Origin of the sequence: Stenotrophomonas maltophilia, from assembly GCF_002799245.1 — a bacterium.
Lineage (GTDB): Bacteria > Pseudomonadota > Gammaproteobacteria > Xanthomonadales > Xanthomonadaceae > Stenotrophomonas > Stenotrophomonas maltophilia_S.
In genome coordinates this window covers 899,190-915,515 of record NZ_NEQV01000002.1, presented here as the reverse complement: position 1 = coordinate 915,515, position 16,326 = coordinate 899,190, and the positions used below count along the sequence as shown (strand labels likewise).

Annotated in this window: 12 protein-coding genes; 3 read left to right on the top strand and 9 right to left on the bottom strand. The window is 68.1% G+C overall.

The window, feature by feature from the left end; translation table 11 throughout:
• The first annotated feature begins 8 nt into the window (after nt 1-8).
• Both B9Y64_RS09975 and B9Y64_RS09970 read left to right on the top strand, forming a co-directional pair.
• The gene (locus B9Y64_RS09975; RefSeq protein WP_100440534.1) at nt 9-1,154 is read left to right on the top strand and encodes a glycosyltransferase family 4 protein; all 1,146 of its coding nucleotides are present in this window, start codon (nt 9-11) and stop codon (nt 1,152-1,154) included.
• A complete protein-coding gene (locus B9Y64_RS09970) occupies nt 1,147-2,004 on the top strand; it encodes a polysaccharide deacetylase family protein (RefSeq protein WP_100440533.1) in 858 nt (285 codons plus the stop codon). The genes B9Y64_RS09975 and B9Y64_RS09970 overlap by 8 nt, the downstream gene beginning before the upstream one ends.
• 48 nt (nt 2,005-2,052) lie before the next feature.
• Here the strand turns inward: B9Y64_RS09970 and B9Y64_RS09965 are convergent, their stop codons facing one another.
• From B9Y64_RS09965 to trpB, 6 genes are all read right to left on the bottom strand, one after another.
• Nucleotides 2,053-2,535 (bottom strand): RcnB family protein, encoded by a 483-nt coding sequence (locus tag B9Y64_RS09965; protein WP_100440532.1) that lies wholly within the window; start codon nt 2,533-2,535, stop codon nt 2,053-2,055.
• A 257-nt stretch (nt 2,536-2,792) separates the two neighbouring features.
• Nucleotides 2,793-4,154 (bottom strand): phosphoglucosamine mutase, encoded by a 1,362-nt coding sequence (gene glmM / locus B9Y64_RS09960; protein WP_100440531.1) that lies wholly within the window; start codon nt 4,152-4,154, stop codon nt 2,793-2,795.
• Complete coding sequence (gene accD / locus B9Y64_RS09955; protein WP_100440530.1) at nt 4,154-5,029, bottom strand: acetyl-CoA carboxylase, carboxyltransferase subunit beta; 876 nt, start codon at nt 5,027-5,029, stop codon at nt 4,154-4,156. Before accD ends, glmM begins: the two co-directional genes overlap by 1 nt.
• Before the next feature lie 216 nt (nt 5,030-5,245).
• Entirely contained in the window at nt 5,246-6,055 is an 810-nt protein-coding gene (gene trpA, locus B9Y64_RS09950) for a tryptophan synthase subunit alpha (protein ID WP_100440529.1), read from the bottom strand.
• Between the two features lies 1 nt (nt 6,056).
• On the bottom strand, nt 6,057-6,737 hold the full coding sequence (locus B9Y64_RS09945) for a hypothetical protein (RefSeq protein WP_100440528.1): 681 nt from the start codon (nt 6,735-6,737) through the stop codon (nt 6,057-6,059).
• A complete protein-coding gene (gene trpB, locus B9Y64_RS09940) occupies nt 6,734-7,951 on the bottom strand; it encodes a tryptophan synthase subunit beta (protein ID WP_014647880.1) in 1,218 nt (405 codons plus the stop codon). The genes B9Y64_RS09945 and trpB overlap by 4 nt, the downstream gene beginning before the upstream one ends.
• 97 nt (nt 7,952-8,048) lie before the next feature.
• Between trpB and B9Y64_RS09935 the strand changes: the two genes are divergently transcribed.
• A complete protein-coding gene (locus B9Y64_RS09935; protein ID WP_100440527.1) occupies nt 8,049-8,936 on the top strand; it encodes a LysR family transcriptional regulator in 888 nt (295 codons plus the stop codon).
• 77 nt (nt 8,937-9,013) lie between these two features.
• Here B9Y64_RS09935 and B9Y64_RS09930 read toward each other — a convergent pair whose 3' ends face one another.
• From B9Y64_RS09930 to B9Y64_RS22400, 3 genes are read right to left on the bottom strand one after another with little or no spacing between them, the layout of a single operon-like run.
• Complete coding sequence (locus tag B9Y64_RS09930; protein ID WP_100440526.1) at nt 9,014-10,123, bottom strand: toxic anion resistance protein; 1,110 nt, start codon at nt 10,121-10,123, stop codon at nt 9,014-9,016.
• A 44-nt stretch (nt 10,124-10,167) separates the two neighbouring features.
• Nucleotides 10,168-10,875 carry a cell division protein FtsY gene (locus tag B9Y64_RS09925; RefSeq protein WP_100440525.1) on the bottom strand — a complete coding sequence of 236 codons (708 nt, stop codon included), beginning with the start codon at nt 10,873-10,875 and terminating at the stop codon, nt 10,168-10,170.
• Nucleotides 10,872-16,262 (bottom strand): DNA repair ATPase, encoded by a 5,391-nt coding sequence (locus B9Y64_RS22400; protein WP_100440524.1) that lies wholly within the window; start codon nt 16,260-16,262, stop codon nt 10,872-10,874. The genes B9Y64_RS09925 and B9Y64_RS22400 overlap by 4 nt, the downstream gene beginning before the upstream one ends.
• Between the last annotated feature and the right edge of the window lie 64 nt (nt 16,263-16,326).

The window sequence follows — 16,326 nt, the reverse complement described above, 5'->3', positions numbered from 1 at the left end:
GATCCCGCATGAACCGTCCGCTGCGCATCCTGCACACCGAAGCCGCCAAGGGAATGGGCGGGCAGGAGATCTACATCTTCCGCCACATGCAGGTGATGCGCGCGCGCGGCCACGAAGTGGCACTGCTGTGCCAGCCCGAAGCGCGACTGGCCCAGCTGGCACGCGATGATGGTTTCACCGTGCACACCCTGCGCATGGGCGGCCTGCTGCGCCTGCTGCGCGGCATCTGGTCGGTATCGCGCCTGGTGCGCCGCGAGCGCTACGACGTGGTCAACACCACCAGCCGCCGTGACGCGCTGATCGCCGCCGCCGGCGCACGCCTGGGCGGCACACCGCTGGTGGTGCGCTCGCGCCACCTGATGAGCCCGGTCAACTCGCTGCTGACCTATACCGGCCTGCCGCACCGGGTGCTGACCGTCAGCGGCTTCGTCAAGCAGTTGCTGGCCGAGCGTGGCATCCCGGCCGAGCACATCGGGATCGTGCCGCCCATCGCAGTCCCGCCGCGCTGGAGCGACATGCGCCTGGAAAACCCGTGGCAGCGGCTGCAGGAGGTCCGGGCTGAAATCCGTGCCGAGCTCGGCTTCGGCGAACAGGACGTCGTCGTCGGCTGCGTGGCGGTGCTGCGCGAGCCCAAGGGCCATGCCGACCTGCTGCAGGCGATGATACCGCTGTGCAAGACCCACCCGAACCTGCACCTGGTGGTGATCGGCGATGGCCAGCCGGTCATGGACCGGCTGCAGGCGCTGCGCGACGAGCACGGGCTGCAGCAGCAGGTCCATCTGCTCGGCTATCGGGATGGCGCATGCCGGCTGATGGCCGGCTTCGACATCTTCGCGCTGGCTTCGCACAAGGAAGCTGCCGGTACCGTCTTCCTGGAGGCCGCCTATGTCGGGGTGCCGATCGTGGCCACGCGGGTGGGGGGCGTGCCGGAAATGGTGGTCGATGGCAGCAATGCGATCCTCACCCGGCTGGGCGACAATGCAGCCCTGACAGGCGCCCTGCGCCTGCTGGTGGACGATCCGGAACGGCGGCGGCAGATGGGCCGCGCCGGGTGGGACTGGATGCGCAGCGCGCACCGGTTCACCCCCGACGGCCACGGTGAGACCACCGAACACTATTACCACCAGTGGCTGAAGGAGCTGGGACATGGCTGATGCCCGAACCGTACCGGTGCTGATGCACCACCACGTCAGTCCGTCTCCGGGCATGATCACCGTGTCACCGGAGAATTTCGAAAGCCAGATCGCATGGTTGGCCGGCAACGGCTGGACCTCGCTGACACTGGACCAGTACGCCGGCTTCCTGGCCGGCAAGCCGGTGCCGCGCAAGTCGATCGTGATCACCTTCGACGATGGCTACCTGGACAACTGGGTATACGCGCACCCGATCCTGCAGAAGTACGGCATGCATGCGGTGGTGTTCGTGGTCACCGGCTGGATGGGCGAAGGCCCGGAGCGGCCCCATGCAGGGCTTGCCGGGGCAACGTTGCCTGCCACGCCGGACCACCGCGGCTGCGAAGCGGCGATCTACGAGCAGAACCGCAGCGACGACGTGATGATGCGCTGGAGCGAAGCGCGCGCGGCCATCGCCGCCGGCACCTTCGAAGTGCATTGCCACACCCATACCCACACCCGCTGGCTGCGCCGCGACGACCTGGACCGCGCACAGCGCCGTGCCGGCCTGAGCCACGACCTGGCAGTCTCGCGCGAGGTCCTGCAGGACAAGCTCGGCGAGGTGTCCGATACGCTGTGCTGGCCATACGGCGATTTCGACCAGGACCACATCGAGGTGGCACGCGAGCAGGGCTTCCGCTACCTGCACACCACCCATCCGTTCGGCCGCAACGTGGTCGGCGGCGATCCGGAACGCATCTATCGCTTCGCGATCCGCAACCGCCCGGCGAGCTGGTTGCGCAAGCGCATCGCGCAGAGCTACACCCCCCTGATCGCGCCGCTGTTCAATGGCTTCAAGGCGCGCCAGAAGAAGATGGTGCCGGGGCCGTGAACCCGGCAACCTCCGCGCCCACGAGGGCGCGGGAGGCCTGCGACGGTGTCAGAAGAATCGCCCGTACACGACCTGCACGATCTCACCGTTGCCGGTATTGATCAGCAGCGCGTCCGGCCCATAACGCACCCATTCAAAGCCCATCGGCGGCATGTCCAGGCCGAACAGCCAGAAGTCGTTGAGGATGTAATCGCCCGCCCAGTAGGGACGCGGCAGGATCTGGCCGTAGTGCCAGCGCTGGTAGGCGTAGCCGACCGGCGGATGGTATGGGCCGATGCGGAAGGCGTGGTCGGCACGGAAATTGTGCCGGTACTCTTCGCGGAACGCCGGGCGCGCATTACCCAGTTCGCGCGGACGCTCCATCCGTGGATAGCCCCACGGCGCGCGCATGGGCTCCTCGCGCGGGGCGGTCATATGCGGCCCGCCTTCGGGGCGGCGCTCGGCGGCGGCAATGGAAACGCCACCCAGCAACGGCAGCACCAGCAGCGCACCTGCCAGCAGGCAGCGGCTGTAGCGCAATGAGGTATTCATGGTCGTGGTCCTTGCAACGGAAGAAGAAGGATGGAGCGCGATCCGCTCCGACCGGGTCCCTGCCTGCGCGGGCTCCGCATGGCAGCAAGGGATCCTGATCCCGGGAATACGCCGGGTATCGTTCACGACGCGTCACAAAGCGCACAGCCGCAGCTGAACATGATCGCGGGTCGTGATCGGTTCAGTCAGTGCCGCGGTAAAGCGACATGGCCGCAGAAGCGGCCATGTCGAGGTGCCAGGTTGTAGCGCCGCCGGCCTCAGGCGGCGGCTTCACGCACCGCGGCGGACAGGCGGTCCAGCGTGTCCTGCATCAGCGTTGCATCATCGGCCTCGACCGTGACCCGCACCACCGGCTCGGTACCGGACGGGCGCAGGAATGCACGGCCACGGCCGGCCACCGACTGCTGCGCGACGGCCAGCGCGGCCTGCACGCTGCCGGCCTGCACCGTGGCCTTGGCCGAGACATTGCCCAGCCGCACGTTGACCGTCTTCTGCGGCACCCGCACCAGTCCCTTCAGTGCCTGGCGCAGGGTCTGCCCGCTGTTGCGCAGCGCCACCAGCACCTGCAGGGCACTGACGATGCCGTCACCGGTGGTGGCCCGATCCAGGCACAGCAGGTGGCCGGACGCTTCACCGCCGAGCACGCCACCGCCTTCGATCAGCGCCTGGTGCACGTAGCGATCACCGACATTGCTGCGCACGAACGGAATCTGCAGGTCGGCGAATGCCTTCTCGATGCCGTAGTTGCTCATCAGCGTGCCGACCACCGGGCCGCGCAGGCGGCCTTCGGCCTTCCATGCACGGGCCAGGATATACAGCAGGTCATCGCCGTCGACCGGGTTGCCCTGGTCGTCGGCCATCAGCACGCGGTCGCCATCACCGTCGAAGGCGATGCCGAGATCGGCGCGGGTTTCGCGGACCTTGGCCGCCAGGTTGTCGATGTGGGTGGAGCCCACGCCGGCGTTGATGTTGACGCCGTTGGGCTCGGCACCAATGCCGATCACCTCGGCGCCCAGTTCGCGGAACAGCAGCGGTGCGATCTGGTAGGTGGCGCCGTGCGCGCAGTCCAGCACCAGGCGTACGCCACGCAGGTCGAACGCGCGCGGCACGCTGGCCTTGCAGAACTCGATGTAGCGGCCGACCGCCTCGCGGGCACGCGACGCCTTGCCCAGCTTTTCCGATTCGGCGGTGGTGAACGGAACGTCCAGCGCCGCTTCCAGGGCCAGCTCGGTGGCATCGTCGAGTTTCTCGCCCTGGGCGGAGAAGAACTTGATGCCGTTGTCGTAGTGCGGGTTGTGCGAGGCACTGATGACGATGCCGGCATCCACGCCCAGCGTACGGGTCAGGAACGCCACCGCCGGGGTCGGCATCGGTCCCAGCAGCTGTACATCGGCACCAGCGGCGACCAGGCCGGCTTCCAGTGCTGCCTCGAACATGTAACCGGAAATGCGGGTGTCCTTGCCGATCACCACGATCGGCCGACGCCCGTCCTGGCCGCGCTGGGCGACCAGGACACGGCCCAGGGCGTTGCCCAGGCGCAGCACGAAGTCGGCCGAGATCACGCCCTGGCCGACCCGCCCACGGATGCCATCAGTACCGAAGTACTTGCGGCCTCCCATCAAGCCACCTCCGGCGCCGGTTGACGGCCCAGCATCGCCAGCAGATCGGACAGGCGGTCGCGCATTTCGCGGCGGTCGCAGATCTGGTCGATGGCACCGTGCTCCAACAGGAACTCGGAGCGCTGGAAGCCTTCCGGCAGCTTCTCGCGCACGGTCTGCTCGATCACGCGCGGGCCGGCAAAGCCGATCAGCGCCTGCGGTTCGGCGATGTTGATGTCACCCAGCATCGCGAACGAGGCCGACACGCCACCGGTGGTCGGATGGGTCAGCACCGAGATGTACGGCAGGCCGGCTTCACGCAGCTTGCCCAGCGCGGCCGAGGTCTTGGCCATCTGCATCAGGGAGAACAGGCCTTCCTGCATGCGGGCGCCGCCGCTCTGCGAGAAGCACACGTAGGGCGCACCGATCTCGGCCGCGGTTTCCGCAGCCAGCGCGAAACGCTCGCCGACCACCGAACCCATCGAACCGCCCATGAAGGCGAAGTCGAAGGACGATGCCACCAGCGCACGGCCCTTGAGCAGGCCACGCATGGCGATCAGCGCGTCGTACTCGCCGGTGTTCTTCTGCGCGATCTTGATGCGCTCGCTGTACTTCTTCTGGTCCTTGAACTTGAGCAGGTCGGTCGGCCCCAGGCGCGCACCGATCTCGGTGGTGCTGTCGGCGTCGAACAGGGCCGCCAGGCGCGCACGCGCACGGATCGCCATGTGATGGCCGCACTTCGGGCAGACTTCCAGGTTCTCTTCCAGTTCCGGACGGTACAACGCGCTGCCGCAGTTGCTGCACTTTTCCCACAGGCCCTCGGGGACACTGCGCTTCTTGCTGGGGGTGTTGTCGGTGCGGATGCCGGACGGCATCAACTTGCTGAGCCAACTCATGCGGGAGGACACTTCCGTTCAGGGCGGCCCAGGGGCCGCAAAGGCGGACAGTCTAGCTCCGCTTTCCCCGCCCGTGCACCCCCTTGCCAGCCACGGGGCAGCCGGAAAAAACCATGCTGGGACGTACGTTTAGGTGCCGGGTAGTGCCGGCCACGGGCCGGCAGCCCTTCCACGCGGACGGGTATGGAGGATGCCGGCCAGCGGCCGGCACTACCGTTACGCGTCCAGCGCCTGCCGCAGCGGGGCGAGGAAGGCCCGGGCGCGCTGCGCGGCCTCTTCAGCCGAACCCGCTTCGGCCAGCGCTGCGACCAGCGCGCTTCCCACCACCACGCCGTCGGCCTGGCGGGCCATCGCCGCGGCACTGTCGGCATCCTTGATGCCGAAGCCTGCCACCACCGGCACCGAAGCACGCGCGCGCAAGGCCTGCAGGCGGGCACTGGCGGCATCGCTGTCCAGGCGCTCGGACGCACCGGTGACACCGGCAAAGCTGACGTAATAGAGATAGCCACGGGCCAGCGCCAGCAGCTTGTCGGCCCGCGCCTCGCTGGTGGTCGGCGACGCCAGCAGGACCAGCGCAAGGCCGGCTGCGTCGAACGCCTGCAGGGCCTCGCCCGCTTCTTCCGGCGGCAGATCGACCAGCAGCACGCCGTCCACGCCGGCTTCCACGGCAGCCTTGGCGAATGCCGCATAGCCGTGGATCTCCACCGGGTTCAGATACCCCATCAACACCACCGGGGTCTGCGCATCGCGCTCGCGGAACTGCGCCACGGCCTGCAGGACGTAGCGGCTGCCGGCACCACGTGCCAGCGCGCGCTCGGAGCTGCGCTGGATGGTCGGGCCATCGGCCATCGGGTCGGAGAATGGCACGCCCAGTTCGATCACATCGGCACCGGCCTCGACCAGTGCGTGCATGACCGGCACGGTGGCCTCCAGCGAGGGGTCACCGGCAGTAACGAAGGGAATCAGCGCCTTGCGCTGCTGTTCGCGCAGACGCTGGAAACAGGCATCGAGTCGGGATACGGACATTTCAGGCACATCCTTCAATCAGTTCAATCGCATCGCTGGTTCCCCAGTACATCTGGGTGACCTTCCCTTCAAACAGTTCCACGCGGATCCCCAGGTCCGAACCCGGGTCCTGCCAGGTGAGGTACTCGCCCTGGTCACCGTCGTAGGCGTGCGGGCTGGACACCGGTGGCTTCGGGAACTGGGCCATGGCCTGGGCCCGGGTCATGCCGACACGCAGGCCGAACGGACCGGGCTGCTGGGTCGGCGCCCCGCTCTCCGGATCCAGGCCAAGGTCGAAACGGACGACGCGATCTTCATCGGTCATCATCGACACGCCGGGCGGCAGCCCTTTGCCGTCGTAGTACTCGCAACTGCCGCCGATGGCTTCGACGGCCCCTTGTGCCGTCCACGGCCCGAGCGCTTTCAGATCCGTCATGTGCTGGCCGATCAGCACCTCGCCGGCATGGTCCAGCGCCACCGAGGCCACCGCGGGCGCGTCATCGCTGTCCGTGCCTTCCACAGACGGCGGATCGACAATCGGCGCACGCGCCATCGGGTCGAGGTCATCGTTGGCGGCCGGCTGCTGTGCCGGCTGCGTGGTGGCCTTGGCGGCCGGAGCCAGCACCGGCGGCTCCGGTGGCTGGCACGCGGCCAACCCCAGCGCCAGCAGCAGCACGCCGCTGTTGCGCAGCAGCGCGCTCACAGCACCAGCCCTTCGCGCGCGGCGATGGTATGCACGTCCTTGTCGCCACGGCCGGACAGGTTGCACAGCACGATCTGGTCGCGCGGACGCTCGCGCGCCAGCTTGATCGCCTGTGCCAGCGCATGGCTGGACTCCAGTGCCGGCAGGATGCCCTCGGTATGCGCCAGCAGGTGGAAGGCCTGCAATGCTTCTTCATCGGTGATGCCAAGGTAGCGTGCACGGCCGGTGTCGGCCAGGAATGCGTGCTCCGGACCGACGCCCGGATAGTCCAGGCCGGCCGACACCGAATGGGTCTCGATGATCTGGCCGTCGTCGTCGCACAGTACATAGGTTCGGTTGCCATGCAGCACGCCCGGGCGACCGGCCGCGATCGACGCCGCATGGCGCCCGGTGCTGATGCCATCACCTGCGGCTTCGGCGCCGACGATCTCGACCTGGCGGTCGTTGAGGAAGGCATGGAACAGGCCGATGGCATTGCTGCCGCCCCCCACGCAGGCGGTGATCGCATCGGGCAGGCGGCCGTACTCGGCCAGCATCTGCTCGCGTGCTTCGCGGCCGACGATGGCGTTGAAGTCGCGCACCATGCGCGGATACGGATCCGGACCAGCGACCGTACCGATGATGTAGAAGGTGTCCTGCACATTGGTCACCCAGTCGCGCATCGCTTCGTTGAGCGCGTCCTTCAGGGTGGCCGAGCCGGAGGTGACCGGCACCACCGTCGCGCCGAGCAGCTTCATGCGGTAGACGTTGATCTTCTGCCGCTCGATATCGGTGGCGCCCATGTACACCACGCACTCCAGGCCCAGCCGCGCGGCAACCGTGGCGCTGGCCACGCCGTGCTGGCCGGCACCGGTCTCGGCGATGATGCGCTTCTTGCCCATCCGCGCCGCCAGCAGCGCCTGGCCGATGGTGTTGTTGATCTTGTGCGCGCCGGTGTGGTTCAGGTCTTCGCGCTTGAGCAGGATCTGCGCACCGCCGACATGGTCGCTCAGCCGCTGGGCGTGGTAGATCGGGCTCGGCCGGCCCACGTAATGGGCCAGATCGCGGTCGTAGGCGGCCTGGAATGCCGGGTCCTGGCGGGCCTGGTCATAGGCCTGGGCCAGTTCCTGCAGCGGGCCGACCAGGGTTTCGGCAACGAAGCTGCCGCCGTAGCGGCCAAAATGGCCCTGGGCATCCGGGAAGGCGTGATAGTCGGCAATGGGGGAGGCAGACATGGAAGCGACCGCTGGTTCGAGACAGGTGGATACTCTAGCGCACGGGTCGTGACCGGAAAATGGATATTATCTGGCACATATCGTCAGGAAATCTCACATGAGCCGTTCCCTGCTGCCACCGCTCAACGCGCTGCGCGCGTTCGAGGCCACCGCCCGCCTCGGCGGGGTTGGCCGCGCCGCACAGGACCTGCATGTCACCCACGGCGCGGTCAGCCGACAGCTGAAGCTGCTGGAAGACCATCTCGGCCTGGCGCTGTTCCAGCGTGCCGGTCGCGGCCTGCGCCTGACCGCTGCCGGCACGCGCCTGCAGGCAGCGTGCAGCGAGGCCTTCAGCGGCATCGAAGACTGCGTGCGCGAACTGCGGCGGCCGGCGGCGGCCCCGGCACTGGTGCTGGGTTGCAGCGGCAGCGTGCTGGCGCGCTGGATGATCCCGCGCCTGCCTGCTCTGCAGGCCGCCCTGCCCGGCGTGCGCCTGCAGTGGTCGGCGCTGGATGGCAGCTTCACCGAAGCGCAGGCAGCACTGGATGCGGTACTGCTGTTGGCGCAGGGGCCATGGCCCCGGGGCTGGCAGGTGCGTGAGCTGGCGCCGGAACGGGTCGGCGTGGTGGTGGCACCATCGCATCCGGCAGCGCAGCGCCTGCGGCATGTACCGCCCTCGGCACTGCTGCAGGAGACGCTGCTGCACACCAGCTCACGGCCACAGGCGTGGCCGGCGTGGGCGCAGGCGCACGATCTGGACACCTCGAAGCTGCAGCTGGGCACCGCCTTCGAGCACCTGTATTACCTGCTGGAAGCCGCGGTGGCCGGGCTGGGCCCGGCGATCGCGCCCGAGCCGCTGGTGGCCGAGGACCTGGCTGCGGGCCGGTTGGTCGCGCCATGGGGGTTTGCCGCCACCGGTGGCTTCTGGGTGCTGGCGCGACCAGATGGTCTGGTCGATGCGCGCGTGGATGCGCTGGCAGACTGGCTGGGCCAGCAACTCCGTTGACAACGAGAAAGGGGACGGAGGGGATTAAGTCGTATGTGGCGTATGCGACTTAATCCCCTCCGTCCCCTTTTTCTACTTCAGGGGGCGGTGGGGGCAGCCAACCGCTGCTGCAGGTCCTCGCGCAGGCGCGACAGTTCCACTTCCGCCTGTTGCCGCTGCTGCATCCCCTCACGATGGATGCTGCGCACTTCTTCCACCGTGGCGATCAGCTGGTCGTGCACATGGCGCAGCGTGGCCACGTCGATCACTCCGCGCTGGTTGCTGCGTGCGGTATCCACCGAGGCCTGGCGCAGCAGGTCGGCATTGCGGCGCATCAACTCGTTGGTGGCATCGTCGATGGCCGTGGACAGTTCGACCGCCGCCTTCTGTTCGCCCAGCGAGAGCTGGATGGCGAACTGGCGCTTCCACGACGGAATGGTGATGTCGCGGACGGTGTTGAACTTCTCGATCAGCTGCAGCGCATTGGCCTGGATCAGGCGGATCATCGGCAGCGACTGGTCGGCGGCGTGCTGCATCAGCTGCAGGTCGGACACGCGCTTCTCGATCAACCGGATCGCGTTGTCGATCTCGCCCTGGCGGATGCGCTGCTGGGGATCCTCGCTGCCCTGCCCGGCCCGCTGCTCGGCCTGCAGTTCGGCCAGCCGCTGCTTGCCCGCTGCCGCATACAGGCCGAGCGCATGGCGTTCTTCGCGGACGATGTCGTGCATGCGGTCGAACTCGCCCACGCGCTTGCCCATCAGCGCCTGCTGCACACCGACATCGCCAAGCAACTGCTCGATCTGCGCATTGGTGTCGCTGAACTTCTGCACCAGCTCGCCCTTGGATACGCGCAGGCGGTCGATCAGGCCGCCGATCACCGGCACCTTCGATCGCTGGGCGAAGCCATCCAGCTTCAGGCCGCGCGCGATGCGCACCACTTCGCCCAGCTTCTCGCCACTGGCATCCAGGTCACGATTGCGCACCTGGTCCAGCAGCTGGCTGGAGAACGCTGCGGTGCGCGTGGCCGCTTCGCGACCGAAGACCTGCAGGTTGCCCGGGCGCAGATCTTCCAGCTCCAGGCGGATCTCGGCGATGCGCGGCAGATCCTCGCGGACCAGTCCCAGCGCCTGCAATGCACCTTCATCGAGAGGAGCGGCGGTGGTCGTGCCGGGCACGAGGGCTCCGGGGGTCTGGCTGTCCTGGGTCATCGGGCAGTCTCCTTGCAGTTGGGTAAGCGGCAGCGGCGGCCGGCTCAAGGCAGTCTAGCCTGAGCCGCAGCCACCTCGTCATCGATCTGTGCGTGCAGCGTGGCCGCCTTGCCGGCCAACGCAGCGCCCGCAGCGGCCTGGTCCACCAGTGCCGCCTGCCGCCAGGCCGGCAGCAGGACGTCATGGATGCGCGCGAACCGTTGCAGCAGTATGTTGTCCTGGTCCTGCAGCAGCTGCCATTGGCTGGCTTCCAGGCGCCGCAGTGCCGCCAGCCGGCGAAGGTGATCCAGCCGTTGCGACAGCGCGGCCTGGCCGGCGACATCCAGCGGCGTCAGCCGCGACGCCGCCAGTTCGGCCCAGCCCTCCAGTGCCGCGGCCGCCTCTGAATGTTCGATGATGGCCATGGTCCGCCGCTGCAGGTGCTGCTGCAGGTGCTGGGCCTGCTCACGCGCCTGCAGGGCCAGTACGCCCAGCTGCGACTGCAGCGCGCGCGCTTCCGCCTCGCGAGCGACATCGCGCCCCAGCAATCGGCCCCACCAGCCCTCCTGCTGCCGGATCTGCGCCGGGTTGCCGGCCTGCAGGGCCAGCGCGATGCGTGCCAGCGCGGCCACCAGGCCCTCGCCCGCACCCGCCGGCAACGTTGTCTCGCGCTGCGCCAGCGCCTCCAGCAGTGGCGCACCGTAGTCGGCCAGCACGGCGACATCGGCCGTGCCCGGCAGCATCGGCGACGGCAGCGGTGCCTGCGGGGTCACGGCAGCGGCGGCGGCTTCGGCGTGGATGCCGGGATGCCGTCGCTGTCTTCCGGCGGCAATGACTCGCCGTAGAAGTGGCGCATCAAGGCCTCATCCAACGCCCGCTCCTCCGGCGTCGCGGCGCGGCGCACGCGCGCGCGCTGCGCCACCACAGCGCTGGGCGCGCCACGCTCGACCTGCTGCCGCGCCCAGCCAGCGAACGCGGCCAGGGTCTGCGACACCTGCATCTGCTGCGCCTGCGATGCCGCCAGCAGTTCCACCAGCGGCGCCAGGCCCGCCTGCAGGTCTTCGGCCAGGACCGCGGACGGCACACTGGCGGCGGCCGCAACCGGCACCGGTGCGGTGGCAGCAGGACGCGTTTCAGAAAGGCGATGCAGGGCCTCCAGCAACGCCGGCCACGGTGCAGGGTCGGCAACGGCGATCGCTTCCGGCGCCGGCGGGGGCAGCTGCAGCGCGGTGGCGATATCGGCCAACTGCGCAACCACGCGCCCGCCAACATCGCTGTCGTCGGCCCCCATGGCCTTGTTGCGCAGGAAGTCACGCTTGATCTGTGCCCAGCGCTGCGCCTGCGTGTCATCCAGCACGCCGCGCAGTTCGGCCAGCTTCAACAGGTTCTCTTCGGCGCCGGTGGTCAGCAGCTGTGCCTCGCCCAGATAGTGGTCAGAGATCAATTGCTGCAGCTCATCCTCATTCATCACCGGCGAGATCTTCTCGGCCAGCTTGTTCATGTTGCGGTAGCTGCCCTGCAGGCGGAACGGCGGCTCGGTGCGGTAGCGGTCGTCCTGTGCGGCACTGGCGATGTACTGCTGGTTGACCCGGTAGACCACGTCGCGCACGCGCAGCATGCGCTGCAGGGTGGCGGTGATCTCATTGATCTCCGCGCTGCTGTAGGCGTGGCTGAGGCCGTTGGTCGAGACCTCCTTGCCCATTGCGCGGTCGACCAGCACGTACAGGTCAGCCATCTCGCGCGTGGCCAGCGGCGCCAGCACCGGATTGGAGGTCAGGCTGTTCTCGATGTAGCTGAGGATGAAGGCTGCCTCCATGCCACCGAGCACATCACCGAGGTTGTAGATGTCGGCACGGTTGGCCAGCATGTCCGGAATCTTGAACACCTCGCCGGACTCGGTGTACGGGTTGCCGGCCATCACCACGCAGAACTTCTTGCCGCGCATGTCATAGGTGCGGGTACGACCGCGCCACACACCCTCGATACGGCGCGTGCCATCGCACAGCGAGATGAACTTCTGCAGGAACTCGGGATGGGTGTGCTGGATGTCGTCCACATACAGCATGGTGTTGTTGCCCATCTCCAGCGCCAGGTTGAGCTTTTCCAGCTCCTGCCGCGAGGTCGCGTCCGGTGCCTGGGCCGGGTCCAGCGAGCGCACCTCATGGCCCAGCGCCGGGCCGTTGATCTTCATGAAGACCAGGCCCAGGCGGTGCGCCACGTATTCCATCAGCGTGGTTTTGCCGTAACCCGGGGGCGAAATCATCATCAGCAGGCCCATCAGGTCGCTGCGCTTGTTCTCGCCGACCGTGCCCATCTGCTTGGCAAGGTTGTCACCGATCACGCCCAGGTAGACATCGTTGATCAGCTTGTTGCGCACGAACGAGGACAGCGGCCGCGCCTTGAACTCGGAAAGCCGCAGGGTCTCGCGCTCGCGGCTGATGATGCCCTGGCGCAGCGCCTGGTAGGCATGGAACGCCGGCACGAAGTGGCGCAGGTGCTGCTTCAGGCGTGCCAGGAAGTCATCCAGCGACACCACCAGCGTGCCATTGCTGATGCGCGCGTGCTCGCCCAGCAGGCCACTGACCTCCGACTGCAGCGCAGCGTCGCTGGCGCGGCTGCGCAGCTGCCGCTGCACCAGCAGCAACGCCGCAGCTTCATCGACATAACCGGCATGCGTGGCATGCGCCGGCATCCGCGCCAGCGCACGCAGCCACTGCCCGGCCAGCGCCCAGCGCGCGGCCAGCGGGTCCTGGCTGCGCTGCAGGGCGCGTTCGACCGCCTCGCGCTGCCCGGCCTGTTCCAGCTGCTGCGCCAATGCCTCCAGCAGTGCCACCGCATGGCGGCTGCTGCTGAACACCGGATCGCCCGCCGCCAGTTCTTCGCCCAGATAGGCGGCTGCGGCTTCCGCGGCATCGGCATCGAACGGCAGCGCGTGGGACTGCGCATACGCCAGCAGCGCCTCGGCCATTTCCGCACGCAACGCCAGCCGCCCTTCGTCGGACCCCAGCAGGCGTGCCAGCGCTTCGGCGCCCACCTGCCGCGCCGGCCATTGCGCCACCGCCTCGCGCCGCTGCTCGCCTGCCCAGAACAGCAGCGCCAGCGCACGTACCCGCGGCACATGGCGCAGGCTGCCAGCGGCCTGCTGCAAGGGCAGCAACGCACGCAGGATCAGCGCGGCATCATGGTCATGGATGCCGCGCTCGTAGCCTTCGCGATAGCGCGGTGCGGCGAACGCACGCACGCGCTGGTCCAGCGCATCGGGGTTGGCAACGTCCTGCTGCAGCATGGCCAGGTCGAGGCCGTCGCGCCCCTCCTGCGCGGCCATCAGCAGGCTGCCGGCCAGGTATTCGCCGCGATACAGCGTGGGTGATTCAGAGTCCAGCGTGACCGGCCAGAACGGCTTCAGCGCATCCAGCTCCGGATCGTGCAGGGTCTCCAGGAAGTCGGTGCCGGTCAGGTGGATGGCCAGCGCATCGCCACGCGGCAACAGGGTCAGGTCCAGTGCCTGGGTGTTGACGCTGAAGCGGTGGCGCGGCCCCAGCCGCACCACGTTGCCGCCGGCTTCGTACAGATCACTGCGGTCACGCAGCTGGCGCACCGCCTGGTCACGCACGCCCTTCAACCGCGCCTCGATGTCGTCGGCCTTGACGTTGTCGTGCAGCGTGCGCAGGCGCTCGGCCAGTTCACGCAGCTTGAGGATCAGCGGATCGCCGGCGAAGAATGCGTTGAGCTCGTCGGCGGTGGCGAAGCGCTCGGTGCGCTTGGCCAGGCCGTCGAGGATGCGGTTGGCCGCATCCAGGACCGAGCGCGCCTTGCGCTGGCGGTCATCCAGCAAGGCCTGCTTGTGCGTTTCGAAGGCTTCAACCAGCTCTTCGCGCTTGCTCAGGATGTCGCCGAGGAACTGCTCGTGTTCGCCGAACTGGCTCTCCAGTTCCTCCAGCTGCACCAGCAGGCGCGACAGCTGCTCGTCGGCGCGTTCCGGGTCGGTGGACAGGGCCAGCGCACTGGTGATCGACTGCGAGAACAGTGCGAACTGTGCGGCGAACTGGGCCACGGCCTCAGCCGAACCGAGCGACCTGCGGCGCTGTTCAGCACGCGCGCGGGCCTGGTTGAGGCGGCCGTACAGCACCGAGATCGACTCGACCACGCGGGTGCGGGCAGTGGCATCGTCCACCTTCAGGCCGGCCATCAGCTCGGACAGCATGTCCAGGTCGGCCGCCATCCCACGCAGTCCCTCCAGCTGCTCGTCCAGCTGGCGGGCACTCTGTGCCTGCTGGGCAGCTTCATCCAGCGCCTGCAGGCGCGTGGTCAGCGGCACCAGCGCGGCGTCACCGGCGAGGAACTCGCCTGTGGCGGCACCGACCTGGTCCTGCGCCTGCACCAGTTCGGCCGTCATCGTCTCGATGCGCGCGGTATCGATGTAGCGCAGCTCGCGGATGGTCAGCAGCCGGCCACGCAATGCGGTGATCGCATTGAGGCCCTCGACGAAGGTCTGCACCTCGCTCCAGTTCTGCGGTTGCAGCCGGCCCAGCAGCGCCTTGTGCGCGGCCTCTGCCTCGACCATCGCCTGCGTCGACTGCTGGCGGATCGACTGCACCTTCTCGTATTCGTCCAGCACCGATTCGCCGGTGGCGCTGATCTGCCGCAGCAGCGCCTCGGCACCGTCGCAGGCCTCGTCGCCCAGCCAGTGGTGTGCATCGAACAGGCGCCGGGTATCGGCCACCAGGCGCTGGTAACGCTGTACCGACACGTCCTGGCCGTCGATCTCGCGTGCCAGGTTGAACAGGTTGGAGATGCCGCGCACCAGTTCGGCGTTGCCGATGCGGCCCATGAAGGTGTTGCCGGGCGGTCGGCTGGCAGCAAACTCGTCACTGCTGAACGGGGTCTGCCAGACCTGCATCGGATGGATGCGGGTCGGTTCGCTGCCTTCGGCGTGGAACAGCACCATGCGCCCGTCCTGCATCAGGGCGTAGCCATGGCCGAACACCGGGTTCTGCAGCACGCGCTGGATGGTGTTGTAGACGAACAGCGCCGAGCGTCCGCCTTCGCGCTCGTAGAAGATGTACAGCACGTCCTCGCCGTTCGGCGAGCGGATGCTGCGCTTGAACTGCATGCCGGCCATCGAGGCGTCGAATGCCTTGTGCTCGCCGCCCTGCAGGTAATAGCCACCCGGGAAGATCACGCCGTGGTCTTCGGGCAGCTGCACGCAGGCCTGCACGATGGCATCGTTGCGCACGATGCCGCCGGTCAGCGTGTTGTAGATCAGGCCGCGCCACTCCGTCTCGCGGTACGGCAGCACCTTCAGCAGCACCAGCGAACCGACCCGGGCGAATTCGAACTGGGCGTCGTCCAGCGACTGCGTGCTGTCCTCGACCGGTTCGCTGTAGATGCCCTGCCCGGTCTCGGTGTTGTTCTCGACCTTGATGGTGAGGTCGCCGCCGGTGGTCTCCACGAACAGGGTGTCGAGGATGTTCAGGTGCGAATGGCGGCCATTGACCGCCAGGTCGCGGGTCGCCTTGGTCCATTCGAAGTCGAACGGCGGCGGCAGTGCGATATCGCGCTCACCGCGCGCATCCAGATAGGTCAGTTCGCCATCGCGCGCCAGCGCCCAGCGGAACACACGCACGTCGCTGCTGCGCTCGCCGATCTGGAACGAGGCCAGCAGCTTGTCGCCCACCACGATCAGCTGCAGCAGGCGTGCGTGCTTGTAGTAGGCATACAGCTCGTTGAAATCGTGCACGAAGCCGGGCTGGTCGAGGAAGCTGCCCTTCAGCTCCAGCGCAGCGACGTCGTAGCCGTCGTTGCCCTGCACCAGCCGGTACAGGCCGAACACATCCTCGATGCGGGTGTGGGTCTTCAGCCCGATGAACACGTTGTAGCCGAACAGCAGTCGGTCCGGGCCGACCTGCACGATGTCACGGCCAACGCAGTTGTTCTCGCTGCGGATGCGGAAACGCCCGACCACCTCCAGGCGGCTGTCGCCGAACTCGGCCAGGCGCTGGCGGTTGAGCGTCTCGGCCAGGCCCTGCAGGCGCTGGCCTTGCTCGGCCAGGCGGCGGCGCAGGACTTCGTAGGCGCCCCCCTGGGCGACGGCCTGGTCGACGGTGTTGCTGCCGACCTCCGATGCGATGGGTTCGGCGGACGGATGGGTTTCAGACATCAGCAGGCTTCCGGCTCACGGGCGGACGGCCGCGGTTGCGGCCGGCGCGGGCGGGCGATGGCCA